The sequence below is a fragment of the uncultured Rummeliibacillus sp. genome, from assembly GCF_934216135.1.
In the GTDB taxonomy this organism is placed as follows: Bacteria; Bacillota; Bacilli; order Bacillales_A; family Planococcaceae; genus Rummeliibacillus.
Genome location: NZ_CAKQBI010000012.1, coordinates 59005 through 77639 on the forward strand (window position 1 = coordinate 59005; position 18635 = coordinate 77639).

Annotated in this window: 17 protein-coding genes; 4 read left to right on the plus strand and 13 right to left on the minus strand. The window is 33.0% G+C overall.

The window, feature by feature from the left end:
* Entirely contained in the window at positions 1 to 1539 is a 1539-nt protein-coding gene (locus Q0977_RS09730) for a Ppx/GppA family phosphatase (protein WP_299513166.1), read from the minus strand.
* Positions 1540 to 1683: 144 nt separating this feature from the next.
* On the opposite strand from Q0977_RS09730, the gene Q0977_RS09735 reads away from it, so the two are divergent.
* Positions 1684 to 2154, plus strand: coding sequence for a YkyB family protein (locus Q0977_RS09735; protein ID WP_299513169.1), 471 nt, complete (start codon positions 1684 to 1686; stop codon positions 2152 to 2154).
* Positions 2155 to 2221: 67 nt separating this feature from the next.
* Here Q0977_RS09735 and Q0977_RS09740 read toward each other — a convergent pair whose 3' ends face one another.
* The 5 genes from Q0977_RS09740 to Q0977_RS09760 all read right to left on the minus strand — a co-directional run bounded on the left by Q0977_RS09740 (position 2222) and on the right by Q0977_RS09760 (position 6378).
* Positions 2222 to 3127, minus strand: coding sequence for a chemotaxis protein (locus Q0977_RS09740; RefSeq protein WP_124217593.1), 906 nt, complete (start codon positions 3125 to 3127; stop codon positions 2222 to 2224).
* 70 nt (positions 3128 to 3197) lie between these two features.
* Positions 3198 to 4508: an MFS transporter gene (locus Q0977_RS09745; protein WP_299513173.1), complete on the minus strand. Its 1311-nt coding sequence runs from the start codon at positions 4506 to 4508 to the stop codon at positions 3198 to 3200.
* A gap of 262 nt (positions 4509 to 4770) precedes the next feature.
* Complete coding sequence (locus Q0977_RS09750; protein ID WP_119414694.1) at positions 4771 to 5631, minus strand: NAD(P)-dependent oxidoreductase; 861 nt, start codon at positions 5629 to 5631, stop codon at positions 4771 to 4773.
* A gap of 287 nt (positions 5632 to 5918) precedes the next feature.
* Positions 5919 to 6098 carry an aspartyl-phosphate phosphatase Spo0E family protein gene (locus Q0977_RS09755; protein ID WP_119414693.1) on the minus strand — a complete coding sequence of 60 codons (180 nt, stop codon included), beginning with the start codon at positions 6096 to 6098 and terminating at the stop codon, positions 5919 to 5921.
* Between the two features lie 91 nt (positions 6099 to 6189).
* Positions 6190 to 6378 carry a hypothetical protein gene (locus Q0977_RS09760; protein WP_119414692.1) on the minus strand — a complete coding sequence of 63 codons (189 nt, stop codon included), beginning with the start codon at positions 6376 to 6378 and terminating at the stop codon, positions 6190 to 6192.
* A gap of 260 nt (positions 6379 to 6638) precedes the next feature.
* Here Q0977_RS09760 and Q0977_RS09765 point away from each other — a divergent pair, with 260 nt between their 5' ends.
* Positions 6639 to 6830 (plus strand): DUF2187 family protein, encoded by a 192-nt coding sequence (locus Q0977_RS09765; protein WP_119414691.1) that lies wholly within the window; start codon positions 6639 to 6641, stop codon positions 6828 to 6830.
* 357 nt (positions 6831 to 7187) lie between these two features.
* Here Q0977_RS09765 and Q0977_RS09770 read toward each other — a convergent pair whose 3' ends face one another.
* The gene (locus Q0977_RS09770; protein ID WP_119414690.1) at positions 7188 to 7634 is read right to left on the minus strand and encodes a MarR family winged helix-turn-helix transcriptional regulator; all 447 of its coding nucleotides are present in this window, start codon (positions 7632 to 7634) and stop codon (positions 7188 to 7190) included.
* 80 nt (positions 7635 to 7714) lie between these two features.
* Complete coding sequence (locus tag Q0977_RS09775) at positions 7715 to 9184, minus strand: PAS domain-containing sensor histidine kinase (RefSeq protein WP_299513179.1); 1470 nt, start codon at positions 9182 to 9184, stop codon at positions 7715 to 7717.
* A 268-nt stretch (positions 9185 to 9452) separates the two neighbouring features.
* Here Q0977_RS09775 and Q0977_RS09780 point away from each other — a divergent pair, with 268 nt between their 5' ends.
* The gene (locus Q0977_RS09780) at positions 9453 to 11201 is read left to right on the plus strand and encodes a B12-binding domain-containing radical SAM protein (protein WP_299513182.1); all 1749 of its coding nucleotides are present in this window, start codon (positions 9453 to 9455) and stop codon (positions 11199 to 11201) included.
* A gap of 84 nt (positions 11202 to 11285) precedes the next feature.
* Here the strand turns inward: Q0977_RS09780 and Q0977_RS09785 are convergent, their stop codons facing one another.
* Positions 11286 to 12635 (minus strand): TrkH family potassium uptake protein, encoded by a 1350-nt coding sequence (locus tag Q0977_RS09785; protein WP_124217589.1) that lies wholly within the window; start codon positions 12633 to 12635, stop codon positions 11286 to 11288.
* 231 nt (positions 12636 to 12866) lie between these two features.
* Complete coding sequence (locus Q0977_RS09790; protein WP_299513187.1) at positions 12867 to 13661, minus strand: TerC family protein; 795 nt, start codon at positions 13659 to 13661, stop codon at positions 12867 to 12869.
* 512 nt (positions 13662 to 14173) lie between these two features.
* Between Q0977_RS09790 and Q0977_RS09795 the strand changes: the two genes are divergently transcribed.
* On the plus strand, positions 14174 to 14299 hold the full coding sequence (locus Q0977_RS09795; RefSeq protein WP_255416296.1) for a hypothetical protein: 126 nt from the start codon (positions 14174 to 14176) through the stop codon (positions 14297 to 14299).
* 89 nt (positions 14300 to 14388) lie between these two features.
* On the opposite strand, the gene ahpF is transcribed toward Q0977_RS09795, so the two are convergent.
* The 3 genes from ahpF to Q0977_RS09810 all read right to left on the minus strand — a co-directional run bounded on the left by ahpF (position 14389) and on the right by Q0977_RS09810 (position 18411).
* Positions 14389 to 15945 (minus strand): alkyl hydroperoxide reductase subunit F, encoded by a 1557-nt coding sequence (ahpF, locus tag Q0977_RS09800; protein ID WP_119414763.1) that lies wholly within the window; start codon positions 15943 to 15945, stop codon positions 14389 to 14391.
* A 263-nt stretch (positions 15946 to 16208) separates the two neighbouring features.
* Positions 16209 to 16772, minus strand: a complete 564-nt coding sequence (gene ahpC / locus Q0977_RS09805; protein ID WP_119414685.1) for an alkyl hydroperoxide reductase subunit C — start codon at positions 16770 to 16772, stop codon at positions 16209 to 16211.
* A 553-nt stretch (positions 16773 to 17325) separates the two neighbouring features.
* Positions 17326 to 18411, minus strand: coding sequence for an SDR family oxidoreductase (locus Q0977_RS09810; RefSeq protein WP_119414684.1), 1086 nt, complete (start codon positions 18409 to 18411; stop codon positions 17326 to 17328).
* Positions 18412 to 18635 lie beyond the last annotated feature (224 nt).

An 18635-nucleotide genomic window follows, 5' to 3' on the forward strand; every position in this document is an offset into this window, starting at 1 on the left:
TTAACCTTCCCCTTCAATAAAATGTAAGTTAACATCCTCTATAAAAAGTTTATCAATATGTTTTTTCTGCCGGTTTACTTTATAGATTTCTGCTAATGCACTTCCTTTTGTATAGATGAATACATCAATTATTTGTGCATTTCGCCTAATAACTACGTCCTTTACAATTTTCCGTTTAGATGCATTTAGTGCATAGACGAACTTCAGTAGGGACCCTAGTCCTTGAATTTGCTTTAACTCATCTTTTGTAAACCACGACAAGAATGGAGCAGCATATCTTCTAAAGTCCTCTTTGTTTTTATATGAAGCTAATAACGCTAAACGTATCCGATCTTTATGATTTAAACCATCAATTGAACGATTAGACAGTAAATAAAATGTATGTTGGCTCGCTGAATCTGCTTCAATATATTCCCCTAGATAAAATAATTTTGCAGCTTGTTTTAACATCGCCAAGCTTTCATTTGAAAACTGTAAAATACTAAATCGGCAAAATTCTTGATATACTTTTTCGCAAAGTGACGTAAAATATTCATTGTTTTCTTTAGACTTTCCAAATTCTTCCGCCAAAAATTTCACATTGTATTCTGAAACATGATGTTTGTCAAAAGCTTTCGGGTTCTCCTTTATTATTTTTTCGATTACTAGACCTTCTCTAAGACCTTTACGGCTAAACTGAAAAATTGGACTTTCTACAACATCCATCAATGCTTGAAAAACTTCTAGTACCGGCGCAATGATATCCGCTCGATCACTTGATAAACCATCAAGTTGTTTTAACTCTTCGTAACTTAGTCCAGCAATTTTCACTCGAATCTCATCAAAATCCTCTTTTTTCATTTTATATTGATGAATACCAGAAATAGGATAGCCCTTTTTATGTTGGTCTATTTTAGCCATATTACGTGCGCTTCCACCAATTCCAATAACAGGTAGACTAATCCCTTGTAACCACTTTAAAGAAGAAAACTGTTCTTTTGCAAACTGGTAAATGCTATTTCGTTCCTCACTTGATAATGTATCGTCTTTCATAAACTGCTGTTTTAACGATACAGAACCAAAGGGAAAACTATACGAATACATAAGCTCTTTATCTTTATAAAGCGTAACCTCCGTACTCCCTCCCCCCATATCGATCGTAACTGCAGATGGTGTTGATAACGAATACACAACAGCTAAGTAACCATAGAAAGCTTCCCGTTCTTCAGACAATAACCTAATATCAATGCCAATCTCCTTTTTTATCTTCATAAGTATATGAGGTCCATTTGTAGCTTGGCGAACCGCAGCTGTTGCAGTTGCTAGAACATTGGTTATACCATAGTCATGTAACATCATTTTAAATGTATCTAGAACATTTAGTAACTTTTCGATACCATCATTAGATAATTGACCATTGGCCAATAAATAGTTTCTTAATCGAGCAACAACTTTAATATTTTCGATTTCTTTTAATCCACGCTTTACATCATACTTGTACAACACTAGTCTAATTGTATTTGAACCAATATCAATAACAGCTATTTGATCATTTTTCACTAAATCACATCCTTTGTTTTCAACACTCTCTATATACATCGTGGTGTAATATTGGTATCATAGTATATTATAGATTGAATGGTCAGAATCTTCCCACATTCAATATTACTTATTATTTTCTTATAAAAGAAAGGTAGGTTTTCTATGAGTAATCAGCATAAAGATATCGAAATTGCTACTGCTATTTATACGGTAAATAAACATGCAAAAACCGCTCTCGACAATCAACCACTTTACACATTAAAACGCCTAGCTCTAGAGAAAATGATTCATACTGGTCATGCCAAAAAGTTAGGGCTGCATTTTGTAAAAAATCCACGTTATAGTCAACAACAATCCGCTGTAGTGATAAAATGTGCTGATTATTATTTCCACACATTACCGAAAAAAGAAGACTTTAAAAAACTACCACACTTAGGACATCTTGATGACACATATAGAAACCCTCGCAGGAAGATGAGTCTCAATTTAGCTAAGAGCATATTAAAGGATTTTTTAGATTTAGAATGTTCTGAACAATCAACAAATAAATCTAGACTAACACCTAGAAAAATTTACGAAGAAAAAAGGAAACACGAAAGATTTAAAAAAAACAGTTATTTTTACGGGCATTAATGTAATGTTATTACAGAAAAACCGGAATCCGCTAAATGCTGATATCCGGTTTTTCACTTATAACTTATTATAGAATATATTCATCCACTTTTAGTATTAACTCCGCAATCTCTGGTTTACTTATTTGATCTTCAGCACCGACTTCTTCACCTTTATGGCGTAAATCATCTGTAATTAGGCTTGAGAAAATAATGATTGGTAATTTTTTTAAGATTGGATTTGATTTTACTTGTCTTGTTAAGTGATGTCCATCCATTTGTGGCATTTCAATATCTGTCACCATCAACTGTACGTAATCGCTGATATTATCTGTTTTATCGGCAATACTCAATAGATAATCCAATGCATCTTTCCCATTTTCAAAAAACTCAACATTTACATATCCAGCTTCATGCATTGTATCATGCAGTAATTTACGTAAGAGCGGTGAATCTTCTGCAATAATAATTTTCTTTTCTGAGCGCTCTCTTTTCCCCAGTTTCTTTACAGATGCTATATTTATACCTGAATCAGGATTAATATCAACCATAATTTTCTCAAAATCTAACAACAATAACATGAAGTCATCTCGTTTAATGACACCAATCACTTGTGAATTACCGCCTTGATAGATTTCTGTTGGTTTTTCAATTTGGTCCCATGAGAATCTATGAATTTGAGTAACATTATCTACATGAAAAACAACACGTTGTCTATTAAATTCTGCAACAATATATTTTTGTTGCTCGCTGTAGGCTGTATTCACTAATCCCAAAACTTTCTTCATATCCACAACTGGCAATACTTCACCACGTAATTGTATAATACCTTCTACATGTGGGTGTGCATGAGGAATGAACGTTACAGGTATTGGTTGGATAATTTCTTTTACTTTAATAACATTAATTCCAAATTTATTTGAACCAACTTCAAATTCAACAATTTCAAGTTCGTTTGTTCCACTCTCTAGTAAAATCCCCTTATTCTCATTCATTCATTTACCCTCCTGAAAAACTACTACTTTATTACTTTAATTGTATCATAATTGAATGATTGGTCATATATCAATTCGTGACATTCGTCCGAACTCTTGTATGGAATATCAATCCGATTATTGTCATAACGATTAAAGTAGCCAGTGCAATCCTACTTGCAATCGTCCCGCAATCCTTTAGTAATAAAGTCACAGTCCCATAAATAGCTGGTCCGATAATAGAGGACACTTTTCCTGAAAAAGCAAACAGCCCAAAGAATTGTCCTTGTTTATCTTTTGGCGATAATTCTATGATTAATGTTCTGGAAGTAACCCACATTGAGCCTAAAGAAATACCAAACAAACTTCCAGCAATCCAGAACATCCATGGCTCTAGTGCTAGTACAGCAATGCTTAATGCCACGATCATCAAGAGCGATACCCAAGTAACAGCAGGTTTAGCTCCAATTCTTTTCGTTATATAACCAAATAGAAAAGATCCTATTATTGATGAAACTGTAGACACTAAGTATAGTAGTATAAACTCACTAGATGTAAATCCGACTATTGCTGTTGCATAAATAGCCATCATAGCAATGGTTGTAGCAATAGCATCATTTATAAAAAAATAAGCAATCATGAAAGTAAATATCGCTTTATATTGCTTCATATCTTTGAACGTTGCAATAATTTCTCTGTAGCCCTCGAAAAATGAACCACTTTTTCTTTCACTTTTAGCAATTGGATGGTCTTTATTGAAGAAAAAAATAGGCAAAGAAAAAAGCAAATATAAAACGGCTGTTGGTATAAACGCATTGTGAAACTGAGAGTCACCAACATAAAGGTAAATAAGTAGTCCGAATAACGTCCCTAAATAGCCAATTCCTACTCCAAATCCAGAGATTAAAGGCATTTCCTCTTTTGTTCCTAAATCGGGCATCATAGCATCATAAAATACTAGACTAGAGTTGAAAAAGAATTTAGCGATTACAAAACTAACAACTACTAAAAATAAAGTAATAGGAATGCCATCCTTCGATAATCCTAAATTTATGAAACTAAAAACCCCCATCAAAAAGGTGAAAAGGATTGAAATGGAGGCAAATAAAACGATAAATTTCTTTTTCTTACCTGTACGGTCAATCCAAACTCCAAATAGCGGTGAGAAGATTACTAAGAAAAAGCTTGCGATGGCATTCGCATAGGATATAAAAGTACTAGCAACTTGTTGCTTTACTTCATCAGTACCAAGTGTTTCATCCATGTAAAAAGGGAAAAAAATTGTATTAATATTCGAAGAGAAAATGGTGTTTGCAAAATCATAAAACGCCCATGACAAAATAGGTAACGATAAAAACATCGCAATCGTACTACGCGAATTTTGTGATCGAAATTGATTCATCTTCTTTCCTCCTTCTCTCACATTTATAATATTCCATCTATAGATGAAAAATCCTATTTCATCCATATTCTTAACAATGTTTTACACAACTGAATTTCACAATTCTATTTCTTTATTTTTTCTATAATCTATAGAACAAAATCTATTTAAAAAATAAAAAGCCACAAAAGTTTTTACGATAAGTAAAATTTTCGTGGCTTTGTTTTAAGTATTCTTCTAGTAATTGTTCTCTACTAAGGTGACGCTTTCACACTGCTCCAAATTACTTGTAAAAGTCAATTAAAGCTTGCGTGCCATTATTGTCATAACCTCTAGCAGATAATTCATCATACATTTTTTTTGCTAATGCAAGCCCAGGTAGCTCAAGTTTCATTATTTCAGCTTCCTCTAAGGCAATACGCATGTCTTTTATAAAATGCTTTATATAAAATCCAGGTTCTAAATCTCCCTTTACCATCCGTGGTGCTAAATTACTTAATGACCATGATCCTGCAGCACCTGCAGATATGGATTCTAACATGGTATCTATATCTAATCCAGCTTTCTTTCCATATGCTATGGCTTCACAAACCCCTATCATATTCGTTGCAATAGCAATTTGGTTGCACATTTTAGTATGTTGTCCTGCTCCTGCTTGTCCTTGATATACGATATTATTTCCAAATACCTCAAGTAAAGGAATTACTTTTTCAAATACGCTTTTTTCTCCCCCTACCATGATTGATAGCGTACCGTTTTGAGCTCCGATATCCCCTCCAGAGACTGGCGCATCAAGGGCATCTATTTGCAAAGATTTTGCATGATCTGCAATTTTTATCGCTAATGTTGGTTGTGAAGTCGTCATATCAATAACAATTGCTCCAGGCTTAGCCATAGCGAAAATACCTTGATCTCCAAAATATACATCTTCTACATCTTGTGGATATCCGACCATAGTAAAAATCACTTCTGATTCTTTCGCTGCTTCTCCTGCTGTGCTAAACCATTTTGCACCTAACTGGATTAAAGACTCTGCTTTTGCCTTTGTACGAGAATATATATGTACCTCATGACCTGCGGCTAATAAATGCTTAACAATGCTAGCACCCATCACACCTGTACCGATAAAACCAATTGATGACATAAAGAACCCTCCAATGATATAGATACTATAAAAAGAATTTTCTGATTTTTAAAAGTGTTTCCTTTAAAAATTCCCTAACAACATTCATATTATATCATGACTTTTTAGCAAAATTTTTGTTATATGGCAAAAAAAGAGCAGATACAGTCTGTATCTGCTTTAGAAAGGGGGAAATGAGATTGTTACTGTGTTCTTTAGTACTATTCCACCCTTTAAAATATTTATACCTTAATTTGAAGAAATAAATATCTAGTTTTATGGTTAGAACGGTTCAATGTTTTATCACATCAATTTTTTATAGTATAATCATTAAATTTTTTATTATTTTGCATTTGATAATCATTTAATAATTGATCTAGCTTTTTACTTAAGCGGATGGTTTCAACATTTGAAAAACCGTTCTCAATTCCAGAGCGAATCATTTTCTCTCTTGTTTTTTCCAACTTTTTTAAGATGGATTCAGACATACACCATCCTCCTTTCAGTAAAATTCATGTTCATTATTATACTATTATTTCCACTTTTTCGGATATGAAATTTCCGACATTATTCGACATGTTAACTTCTTGCTTCTTTTAAATATACATAAACAATATTGCCATTTTGATGAGCAATTCCTCTAAAGTGTTTGAAATCCTCTCTTTTAACAAGTTCTTCTCTAAGCTCATAAAATTCATGTTTATCAACTCTAATTTCTTGAATTGTACCGTTTTTAAGCTCTTCAAGTTTATTTTTATAATCATTCATAGTAAAGACTTCCTTTTTCCTTTGTTTATTTTTACTGTGCTTATATTATTCCCCTTTTCATTCAGCCATTTTATCCTTTTTATCCTGATTTACGTATGGATATTTATCTGTTTAACCATAAATGTTTAAAATAAAGAACAATCATTCATATAAAATTCAATTTCAAAAATAAAATTCATCTTCTATACATATATTACTTTACTGTTGAACAAATTTAAGGCAAACTGTAAAGTATTAGAAAATGAAAGGGGCTGAATTTTATGAAAATAGCTGAAGTTGGAAATATCATTGAATTTGGTGATGGTCTTCAAGGAATCGTTGAAAAAGTTAATGAAAACTCAGTAATTGTTAATCTTACTTACATGGAGAATTTTAACCAATTCGACATGGAAGAAAGAACTGTAGTAAATCATAAACGCTATAAAATTTTAGCAAACGCTGCCGAAAAATAGCGAAAAAATCTACGTCATACATACTATCTCATCATCAGCTCGATTAAATTCGTAGAGATTATTTATAGCAAAAACCAGTATGCTACCTGTTAAACTAATAGGTAGCTTTTTTTGGTGGATTCTACATACTCCGTTATAAACTAACGAAAAAAATCTAAAATTCATTATCGTATTGCAATTTTTATATTTTTTATTTGTGGACTAAGAAATATAATACCTTATTATTCCTATTATTACCACTTAAAAGAATTTTAAACTTAATTCCTCTTAGTTAACATTTTCATGGAAACCATATAATTACTTTTATAGCTCAATAAAAAACGAGTGATGATTTTATCTTCATCACTCACTTTCATTTTAATACGATAAATCCTTAATGGATAATCCGAGTTTTTTTAATAATTCGATTGCTTGATCCTTTTCTTCGGGAGATAAAGCACTCGTTAAGTTATACAACTGCTGTTCGTGTCTTGGAAAAAGCTCGTCCATAAATTTGCTACCTTCATCTGTAATCTCTGCATATGTAATACGACGATCAGATGGACAAGATATCCGAGCTAAGTATCCACGTTTCTCCAATTTATCTATTACATATGTAATAGAACCACTTGCCAACAATATTTTGCTACCAATTTTTTGAAGTGGTTGTCGACCTTTATGGTAAAGTAATTCCAATACTGCAAATTCAGTTGGGTTTAAGCCATTTTCTTGGAAGAATTGATTCGTACATTCATGAATTGCCTTATTTGCTCTTGAAAGAACAATAAACAATTTTAATGATTGTTTCACTTCTTCTGTTGCCATAATATTCATCCTCTATATTCTTTATGTTAATTAAAAATAATTATAGCGATACATCAGAAGCTTTGTCAAAGAAGCATTCCTCAAACTGGATAATAGAGATTTTTCTGAACTTGTAAATTGCTAAAACTCATTTTTTCTTCAGCTACTTGGCTTTTTTCGTTTTTAACCACAACAGGAAATACGATTTCAAAAGTTGTTCCTTCTCTTTCTTTACTTGTCACGAAAATTTCCCCATTATGTTCCTCTACCGTCTTTACAACAAATGGTAACCCTAAACCCGTACCCTCTGGTTTTGTTGTGTAAAATGGCATGAAAATATTTTGCAATTGTTGCTCAGACATTCCAGTTCCTTCATCTTGAACAGTGATTGTTACTTGTTTTTGATAATCATAGCTACAATTAATCTTAATACTCCCTCCAGTAGGCATTACTTCTATTGCATTTTTTAGTAAATTAATAAATACTTGTTTCATCTTATGTTTGTTTCCTAAGATATGATCTTCACCTAAGTTACTTTCTTCAAACTCTATACGAATATTATGGATTAATGCTTGAGGCTGCATTAACTCTATTGTTTCCTTAAGCAGTTCTCTAATGGAAATAACATTCATTTCATAGTCTCCAGGCTTAGAAAGGTTTAGAAATTCATTTACAATGTTTTCGATTCTTTGAATTTCACTGTCAATAACAGACAAATAGCGTTTATTTTCATCAGTTGCAGTCATTTTCATCAAATCTGTAAAACCTTTTAGCGAAGTCATCGGATTCTTAATCTCGTGTGCGATACTTGCTGCCATCTCACCAATCATTTGGAGTGTTTGCTGATGTTCTATTTGCTTAATCATCATTTTCTTCTCAGTTTCATCACGTAAAATGGTAAGGTGAATATCTGCTAAACAATCATAATTGCTCATTAGTTGGACATAGCGAATGCCTTCTTTTGTTGGTACCTGAATGGTCACTTCAGCTTTCCCAGTATCAAATAATTTCTTGAAAAAGCGTCGAATTTTATTTCTATCCTTTGGAAATAATGTTAGAAGTATCTTTGCGTATTGTCCTATAAATCCTTTACTCGTTATGTTAAGAAGTCTTTCAGCCATTTCATTTATTTCTATGATTTTACCTTCTTTATCTGTTAAGATAAAGCCGTTTCCAGGTTGATCAAATACTCGTTTATATTTTGTTTCGATATCATAATGTTTTTCAATTTTAGAAGGTGCTTCTGAATAATGAAAGCATAGTAAAATCCAATCGTATACATCTGAATAGTAGCTAGTTACTTTCATATCCTCAATTTTGTAGTAAATCGTATCAATTGTCATTTTCTCAGCTATATACGAATGAGTTTTAGCATTTTCAATCATCTTTTTCCATGTTTTAAGGGATTCTATACTAAACCAACTAGTTATATTAACATCTTCTTCGATTTGTAATAGATTTAAAGCTAAGTCATTTGCATACAGTACATGATATCTATGATCCAAAATTACGATTGGTTCTTCACAATCTTCAAACGAAAAATCAAAAGCTTGAAAAATTTCCCTAGTCATGTAGATAATCACCAAGCCCTTCTTTTTTAATCAACATAATATGAATCTTGTCCAAAAACTATGACAATCTTTTTAACTTCATTATAATAATAATGTCTGTATATATATTTGTTCTAATATTCAGATTATTCCACAACTTTCCTTTATTTAGAATAGGAATTTTTACTTATTGTATATTTAAATTGTATCTTATCTATTATTCTAATAGTTTGATGTAAAATATTCAATATATTACCACAATAACTTTTTTGATAGGAGCTTCATTTTCATGAACATTGTACTTGCAACATTAAACGCCAAATATATCCATACAAATCTTGCTATAAGATATTTAAAATCTTACGCCCAGCCTGAATATGACGCTGTTTTAGCTGAATATACGATTAAAGATCCCACTTTCAATATCGTATCAGACCTTTATCAAAAAAAGCCAGATATTATCGGATTTAGTTGTTATATTTGGAATATTGAGGAAACCGTACGTATTATCCATATGATTAAAAAAGTAAGTCCTAACACGAAAATTGTACTAGGGGGTCCAGAGGTATCCTACGATGTACATGACTGGCTTCAAAGAATAAAAGAAATTGATTACATCATTATGGGCGAAGGTGAATTATCATTTAAGCAATTACTTCACTATTTCCACGGTAAACTACCACTTGAGGAAGTACCCGGGATTGCATATATGCGCGATGAAAAAGTCATTATTCATCCAGCTGCACCTAAAATAGATTTGCGTAATTTGCCAAGTCCTTTCCGTTTCGAAGAAGATGTACATCATATTCCAAAACGTATTGCTTATATTGAAACAAGTCGCGGTTGCCCATTTAATTGCCAATTTTGTTTATCTTCCATCGAAGTAGGAGTACGTTACTTTAATCGCGAAAAGATTAAAGATGATATACGCTACCTAATGGAACACGGCGTCAGAACAGTGAAATTTGTCGACCGTACTTTTAATATAAGTAGAAGTTATGCGATGGAGATGTTCCAATTTCTAATAGATGAACATAAGCCAGGAGTAGTATTTCAATTTGAAATTACAGCTGATATTATGAGACCTGAAGTTATTCAGTTTTTAAATGAGAACGCACCAAAAGGTCTATTCCGCTTTGAAATTGGGATCCAGTCGACAAATGATTTAACAAATGATTTAGTAAAGCGTAGACAAAATTTTGCCAAATTATCACGAACTGTGAATATGGTAAAAGAAGGTGGAAAAATCGATCAGCACCTTGATTTGATCGCTGGATTACCTGAAGAAGATTATATGAGTTTCCGCAAAACATTTAACGATGTATTTGCAATGAGACCTGAAGAACTTCAGTTAGGCTTTTTAAAATTATTACGTGGTACTGGTCTTCGTTTACAAGCAAAACAATACGGTTACCAGTATGTCGATATGGCACCATACGAAATTTTTTCTAACAATGTACTATCCTTTGAGGATATCCTTCATATTAAACAAACGGAGGATATTTTAGAAAAGTATTGGAATGATCATCGTATGAATGGAACGATTGAATTTTTAGTTACCGATGTATTTGATACTGCATTTGACTTTTTCCAAGAGTTCGGAACATATTGGGATGAAAAAGGGTGGTCTCGTATTGGACATCAGCTAGAAGATTTGTTCACCCGATTGCTGGACTTTTTAGAACAACGTGGTAATGCACCTATTGATATCGTCACAAATTTGATGCAGCTTGATTATTTGAAGGCTCAACAATTCCAACCTCGTAAAATTTGGTGGCAACATCGAGTACTTGAGGATAATTCGAAACAAATTTTTAAAGCATTACGAGAAAATCCAGAAATTGCTGGAGAACAATTTGCCGAAATGAATCTTTGCGAAAAGGATTTATACAAACACACGCTTCTAACTCCATTTAATATTGATTATGAAGCATATCAAAAAGGGACAATTAAAAAGCAAAAAGGATATTTACTCACTTTCTTCCGTAAAAATGGTTCACCCTACTTTGCTACAATCGAAGCAGCTAAGTTTGAATAATGCTCTAAAATCTTTAGAAATGAACTAGCCGTAAAATGCAAAAGAGGAAAACTCTTAGTTTTAAACTAAAAGTTTTCCTCTTCTTTATCCAATAATAACTCGTTCTTTTGGATAGTGGAAATTCGTTTTTTCAGGTTTACCACCGATGAAGTATAAGAAGGAAATAATGCCGACCCTTCCAACAAACATTAAAATCATCATGACAACTTTTCCAATCCCTGATAGATGCTCTGTTAGCCCAAGAGACATCCCACAAGTACCAAATGCAGATGTAATTTCAAAAAGAATTTGCATTAATGTTGCATGTGGCTCTGATAACGATAAAATCATTGTAGCTAAAACTACTAAGAAAGTTGACAAAATAATGACTACATAAGATCGAAAAACATCAATCACATGAATCTCACGATGGAAAATTTGAATATCCTGCTTATTTCTCGCAAAGTTAATCAAAAATAGAATAGCAATAGCAAAGGTAGTTGTACGAATACCACCACCTACAGAACTAGGTGATGCCCCGATAAACATTAGAGCACTTAAAAATATGTCTGTTGCCTCGTTAAAATCAGTCACATCGATTGTTGTAAGCCCTGCTGAGCGGGCTGAAACAGAATGGAACATTGCTGTAAATAACGCTTCATGCCAACTCATTCCTTTAAACGCATGAAATGACTCTAATAATAAAATAACTAAAAAACCGATTACAAATAATATCGCATAAGTTGAAGTAGTTATTTTTGTAAACAGTGAAAATTTAAAATGTCTGTTTTTATTTGATAAAAAATTTTTCACTTCGATTAATACCGGAAACCCTATGGCCCCTAACGCAATCATAATCATATTAATTAGTTGGACAAAATAGTCATGTCGAAACGGCTTTAAGGAGTTTCCTGTAATATCAAATCCACCATTAGTCGTTGCTGATATTGCTGCAAACACTCCATTGTAGAGCGCTTCTTTAAACGTTCCAAAATATTGTGTAAAGTACAAAGTTAAAATCATTGCACCTACTATTTCAATTGTTAGTAAAATTTTTATAATTTCTTTGATTAAATGTACAACACCTGAAAGATTGTATTGGTTGTGATCTACCATGATTAATTGTCTTTCACGAAGTCCTATTTTTTTCCCAAACAAGAGCCATGTAAAGGTACCTAGTGACATAATCCCTATTGCTCCAAGTTGCATGATTAAAGACAACATAACAATTCCAAATACAGAATAGGTATCTGATATATCAACAACTGTTAACCCTGTAACACTTACTGCACTTACAGCTGTAAACAGGCTATCTAATAGAGATACGTGCACACCTTCTTGATGAACACCTGGTAATATAAGAAGGATAAAAGAAATAGCAATAGCGATGAAATAGTAAGAAACGATCGCTTGGAATGGCGTTGAACGCTTATTTAAATCTTTAGCTGTACCCATAATATCGATCCTTTCACTCTAGAAACCAACATACAAACTATTGTATTGAAAAATCAACAAAAAAGAAAGAGAGTTATAATATTTGTCATATTTCGTCGTATATCTCTTACATATAATTTACCCTATTTTCCATAAAAACATCCTACCCTTGTATTTCAGAATAGGATGTCTTGGAGATATATTTTAAATATAATAACTTGTAAGGTATTTCCTACATGGACAAAAATAGATTTATTTCTCGATTTTTGTGACTTCCTGAAGCTCTTCTTTCTTCTCCTTTTTCTTGTTCCGAACACTAGTAAAGTAACCGCCTAGTGCTAATAACACTAGAATACTCCAGAAGATGCTTTTCCAAAGAGCTGAGTGTGGGAAATGCTCATCTAAAAAACCAACTTTCGGATGTGCCAATGTCATCACCGTTAGTTTAACACCAACCCAACCAACTATAAGAAACGCTGCAGTTTCAAGAGATGGGTAAGATTGTAATAAGCGAACAAACCATTGTGCAGCAAAACGCATAATGATTAAACCAATAATACCGCCTAAGAACATGACAGCAAACTGACCGCCATTAATACCACCTATATGAATACTTCCTAATTCCGGCAATGTTACAGCTAGTGCAACTGCAGCTAACATGGAATCAATTGCAAAAGCTAAATCTGCCAGTTCTACTTTAACAACCGTTGTCCAAAAACCTGATGTTTTTTTCTCTTTCCCGTGCTCTTCTTCCCCATCTTTGTGTTTACGCATATCATAAATATGTTTAAAACTAATAAATAGTAAATAGGCTGCTCCCAGTGCCTGTACCCACCACCAGTTAACTAAAAAGGTGATTAAAAACAATGCTGCAAACCTCAAAACAAAAGCACCTAGTAAACCGTAAAATAACGCTTTTTTCTGTTGTACTTTTGGTAAATGTTTAACCATAACAGCCATAACTACAGCGTTATCTGCAGCTAGTAACCCCTCCAAAATAATGAGTACTAAAAGCACCCAACTATATTCCAAAATAATCGATTCCATCCAATTTCCTCCTTTTCAACAAAAAATAAAAGACCTCTGCCTCTAAAAGGCAAAGGTCTCGCTTAGCAATTGTTAAAGTAATAATTTGCTCTCATACCCGATGACAATTAAGTCATGTAATGACGACTATGAGGTAGGTTTCCCTATAGCTACTCCCCTTTGACAATAACGTCAAAAGTGTATTTGTTTGTAAAACTAGTATATCTAATTAGGATCTAAAAGTAAACTAAATTATTTGTCCAATGATTAGAAAGAATCCTGTCAGTTAGCCTATTCACTAACGCACTTTGCCAAGTATTTGTTGTTTAGACTTCCATTGTATGACTATAAGAATTTGTTTGATTCCTCAATAAAATGTTGTGAACAAACTGTGAAAGTATAAAAAAGGGCTTGCCATTTATAGAAATCCTAGTAGAATAAGAATCATAAAACATGTTATATAACAGATTGGTGAAAAACAGGGGAAATAATTATTGTTTTAATACACAGTAAATAAAAAGGAGAAATGAAATATGTGGGTAGTTACTATTTTTAATAATATCAACGACATTTGTATGTTTGAGTACACTAATAGAGAAGCAGCAATAGCAAAAATCGAAGGCTTAGAAAATGCCATTTTATCTTATACAAATTACTAAAAATCTTTAATTGTCTACTTTAAAGAAAAAACAAAAATGCCCTCAACAGAGATCAACACTCTGGGGGCATTTTTTATCATTAAAAGAGACTAAGCTTGCGCTAGCTCTTTAACATTGGAACGAATTAAATAGTCGGCAGCACCAAGTGCGGCAGTAGCACCAGAGCCAATGGAGATGACAATTTGTTTATAAACTGTATCCGTGCAGTCTCCAGCCGCAAAAACACCTGGCATATTTGTTGCGCCGTGTGCATCTACAATAATTTCATTCATTTTATTAAGTTCTAAAGTACCTTGTAAAAATTCTGTATTAGGTAATAGACCGATTTGAATGAACACACCATCTAATGCAATGTGATGTTCCTCATTTGTTTGACGGTCAACATAAGTTAAACCATTTACCGTTTTATCACCTGTAATTTCCTTTGTTAAAGCATTAGTTAAAATCGTTACATTTGGTAAACTACGTAGTCTTTCTTGTAAAACAGAGTCAGCCTTAAGCTCTGGACTACGTTGTAATAATGTTACATGATTCACAATACCAGCTAAATCGATAGCTGCTTCAACGCCAGAGTTACCTCCACCAACAACTGCCACATCTTTTCCTTTAAATAATGGCCCATCACAGTGTGGACAATATGCTACACCTTTTGTCTTGAATTCTTGTTCTCCTGGTACACCTAGTTGACGATAACGAGCACCTGTTGAAAGGATCACTGTTTTACTTTTTAGGACGCCACCATTTTCTAATGTTACCTCTACTAAATCGCCTTTTGATATTTTTGCTACACGTTGGTCTTTCATGATTTCAACAGGATAAGTGGCTACATGTGCCTCTAAACTTGCTACAAAAGCAGGACCTTCTGTTTCTTTAATGCCAATAATATTTTCGATGGCTAAAGTATCATTTACTTGACCACCAAAACGTTCTGCTACAAGGCCTGTGCGAATCCCTTTACGTGCCGCATAAACAGCTGCGCTTGCTCCAGCAGGACCTCCACCAACAACTAGAACATCAAATGGTTCTTTCTCATTAAATTCAGTTGGGTCAGATGTTGCACCTAATTTATTTAAAATTTCTTCAAGTGACATACGACCACTTTCGAAAAAGTCACCGTCTGCATAAACAGTTGGAACACCCATAATATCTTTTTCCTGTACTTCAGATTGAAATGCGCCGCCCTCAATCATTGTGTGTGATATATTTGGATTTAACACTGACATAATATTCAAAGCTTGAACAACATCTGGACAGTTATGGCATGTAAGGCTGACATATGTTTCAAAATGAACAGGCTTTGTAATAGCTTGAATACGTTTGATTGTTGAATCTTCCACTTTTGGAGCACGACCTGAAACTTGTAAAAGAGCTAAAACGAGTGAATTAAATTCATGTCCAAGTGGTACACCCGCGAATACAACTCCCGATTCCGCAGAACCAGCCTTATTGACGCTAAAGCTTGGTGTGCGCTCTAATTGTACATGTTCAATAGTAATACGAGATGATAATTCAGCAAGCTCGTTAACAAGTTCTAGCATTTGCTTTGAAACTTTATCATCCCCTGCACTCACCTTTAATACTAAATCGCTCTCTAGAAGTGCAAGTAACTGTTTTAATTGACCTTTAATATTCGCATCTAATGCCATGATCATATTGTCGTTCAAATCGTTGTGCTCGTACCTGTTTTGCAACCTACCATCAATGCAAACATACAAGTCACACATAATTTATTCTCGAAACGACAACTTTCTCACCTCTATTTTCTGATTACACAGAGAACCATGTGTCTATTTTCATCCTCTTATAAATAGAGCGACAAATACTTAAAGAAGCCTTAGTATTTGCCGCCTGCTTAGTTATATTGTTATGAAGTTACATAAGTGATTCTGGAAGAATCAAATAAATCGAATTAGATTTTACCTACTAAGTCGATTCCAGGTGTTAAAGTTTCGCCGCCTTCTTTCCATTTAGCTGGGCAAACTTCACCTGGATGATTACGTACATAAGTAGCTGCTTTGATTTTATCGATTAATTGAGAAGCGTTACGACCGATACCATCGTTATTGATTTCCATTGTTTGAACAATGCCGTCTGGATCGATTAAGAATGTAGCACGTTGAGCAAGACCAGCTTCTTCATCTAATACATCGAAGTTACGAGAAATTGTGTGGTTAGGGTCACCAATCATTGTATATTCGATTTTAGAAATTGCTTCTGAATGATCATGCCATGCTTTGTGAGTGAAATGAGTATCTGTTGATACAGAGTAAACTTCAGCACCAAGAGCTTTTAGGTTAGCATATTCATTTTGTAAATCTTCTAATTCAGTTGGGCATACAAAAGTGAAATCTGCTGGATAGAAGCAAAGTACAGCCCATTTACCTTTTAAAGTTTCTTCTGTAACTGTTTTGAAGTCACCATTTTGGAATGCTTCTGCAGTGAATGGTAAAATTTCTTTGTTGACTAATGACATAATCAAATTCCTCCTTAGGCTTTCTTTTATCAATAATTACTTCTTAATTATAATAATTATTGTTTACGTTTACATTATTATACGAAAAAAACTTTCTGTCAACTCTTTTACCTTATACAGTCAACTTTCTTGTTAACACCTCAGAACATTATTTTATCAACATTTTGAATTGACTTACTTATAATTCCACCTTTTTAGCAACACAATATTAAAAAGTAAAAAAAATATACTTTATGTATATAGAATTCCCTAAAATAAAGAATTTTATGTATTAAAAAAGAGCCACCAAATTATTTCTTATTTAAGAAGCCAAAATCTTTTCTTTTTTTCATTTAAATTTAACATTTCTCAAGTTGACGATAAAATTAAGGGAGAATCTGTCTTGAATAAGGAAGAAAAAAGTCCATTAATTTTAGGGTGAGGAATTTCAAATGAAATAAACCATACAAGTTGGATAGGTACAGGAGAACTGCACATAAAAGCCTGAATAATTCAGATCACCATCTGTGGGATTGAAGCAAACTAAAAAACTCCCACTGATGGGAGTTTTATTCTATCTAATTTCAATATGAAAGTCTTTGTTATGTTTATTTTCTTCGTAATATTTTATCATAATGGGAATACTCTTAATAAAGTCTGCACATTCAATACCCGAATTTTTCAACAATTTATTTGCAACAGTTGTATCAAAATTCGCATTCCATGTTAAATAATCGAGTGACTCATACTCAACGCCCAACTTTTTTCGAATAGCATGTATACTTAATGATGCTTGGGCAAGGGATAACGGAATATGCCCCCTAGGTGTTTTACCTGTAATCTCTTTTACAAAAGCACGATACACCTCTTGAACTGGATGCGGATTTGGATCTGTTAAATGTACCGTTTTTCCTTTTGCTTCCTCTATTTCACTTAGATATACAGCTGCACGATAGATATAATCTACAGGAACAACATTAATAAGAGAAGTAGAGTGGCCTATATAAGGTATTATAGGTAGTTTTTTTAAACGATCAATCATATTGACGATAAAATAAGGTCCATCAAATTTAATCGTTTCTCCTGTTTTTGAATTTCCCCAAACAATTCCCGGTCGGATAATTGTTACTGGGAGATTACTTTTCAACTGATCGACTAATAATTCTGCCTCGAACTTTGTTTCTTCATAAAAATTCTTAAAGTTATTTGGACGTATAAGTTCTGTTTCTAATAAGTTTCCTTCACGAGTTCCTGCAACATAAGCTGTACTAAAATAGACATATCGTTTTAGTTTCGGTAGACTCTCTACAAAAAGATTCATCATTTCAGTACCATGTACATTTACTTTCCAGGCTATTGGACGAGGGACCGCCAAATCATAGATTGCAGCTAAATGCCACACAACTTCTACCTGTTCCTGTAACATAATAATTGTTTCATCACTTAAATCTAATTGTGGTAAAGTGATATCCCCCTCAATAATTACAATCTCCTTATCAGGGAATTTTGATAAAATACTTTTTTTCTCTTGTTGAGCTTTTTCTAATTGTGTAGCTAAAACAATGGTATAAACACGATCATAATTGTAATTTTCAAATGCCTCACGAATAATCCTACTTGCAATAAATCCCGGAAATCCTGTAAAAAATGCTGTTGTCATTTATTTACCTTCTTTCTATCTATTGAAATAAGAATGGTATCAATTCAAAATTAATTACTTTTATACCTCTATAGCTTTTCAATATTCTCTTTACTCCACCATAAGTAAAGAGAATATTGAAACTTTAATTCTATAAATCTACTTTTATATAATCATAATAAAAATTATATTTTTTTACAAATATTTCATTAAATAATTCAAAACAAATAGTTGTAATTAAAACA

Excerpts from the sequence above, each read along its gene's own strand:
- Q0977_RS09735 (WP_299513169.1), top strand. The coding sequence starts at position 1,684 with ATGAGTAATCAGCATAAAGATATCGAAATTGCTACTGCTATTTATACG.
- Q0977_RS09740 (WP_124217593.1), bottom strand. The coding sequence starts at position 3,127 with ATGAATGAGAATAAGGGGATTTTACTAGAGAGTGGAACAAACGAACTT.
- Q0977_RS09745 (WP_299513173.1), bottom strand. The coding sequence starts at position 4,508 with ATGAATCAATTTCGATCACAAAATTCGCGTAGTACGATTGCGATGTTT.
- Q0977_RS09750 (WP_119414694.1), bottom strand. The coding sequence starts at position 5,631 with ATGTCATCAATTGGTTTTATCGGTACAGGTGTGATGGGTGCTAGCATT.
- Q0977_RS09755 (WP_119414693.1), bottom strand. The coding sequence starts at position 6,098 with ATGTCTGAATCCATCTTAAAAAAGTTGGAAAAAACAAGAGAGAAAATG.
- Q0977_RS09760 (WP_119414692.1), bottom strand. The coding sequence starts at position 6,378 with ATGAATGATTATAAAAATAAACTTGAAGAGCTTAAAAACGGTACAATT.
- Q0977_RS09765 (WP_119414691.1), top strand. The coding sequence starts at position 6,639 with ATGAAAATAGCTGAAGTTGGAAATATCATTGAATTTGGTGATGGTCTT.
- Q0977_RS09770 (WP_119414690.1), bottom strand. The coding sequence starts at position 7,634 with ATGGCAACAGAAGAAGTGAAACAATCATTAAAATTGTTTATTGTTCTT.
- Q0977_RS09775 (WP_299513179.1), bottom strand. The coding sequence starts at position 9,184 with ATGACTAGGGAAATTTTTCAAGCTTTTGATTTTTCGTTTGAAGATTGT.
- Q0977_RS09780 (WP_299513182.1), top strand. The coding sequence starts at position 9,453 with ATGAACATTGTACTTGCAACATTAAACGCCAAATATATCCATACAAAT.
- Q0977_RS09785 (WP_124217589.1), bottom strand. The coding sequence starts at position 12,635 with ATGGGTACAGCTAAAGATTTAAATAAGCGTTCAACGCCATTCCAAGCG.
- Q0977_RS09790 (WP_299513187.1), bottom strand. The coding sequence starts at position 13,661 with ATGGAATCGATTATTTTGGAATATAGTTGGGTGCTTTTAGTACTCATT.
- Q0977_RS09795 (WP_255416296.1), top strand. The coding sequence starts at position 14,174 with ATGTGGGTAGTTACTATTTTTAATAATATCAACGACATTTGTATGTTT.
- ahpF (WP_119414763.1), bottom strand. The coding sequence starts at position 15,945 with ATGGCATTAGATGCGAATATTAAAGGTCAATTAAAACAGTTACTTGCA.
- ahpC (WP_119414685.1), bottom strand. The coding sequence starts at position 16,772 with ATGTCATTAGTCAACAAAGAAATTTTACCATTCACTGCAGAAGCATTC.
- Q0977_RS09810 (WP_119414684.1), bottom strand. The coding sequence starts at position 18,411 with ATGACAACAGCATTTTTTACAGGATTTCCGGGATTTATTGCAAGTAGG.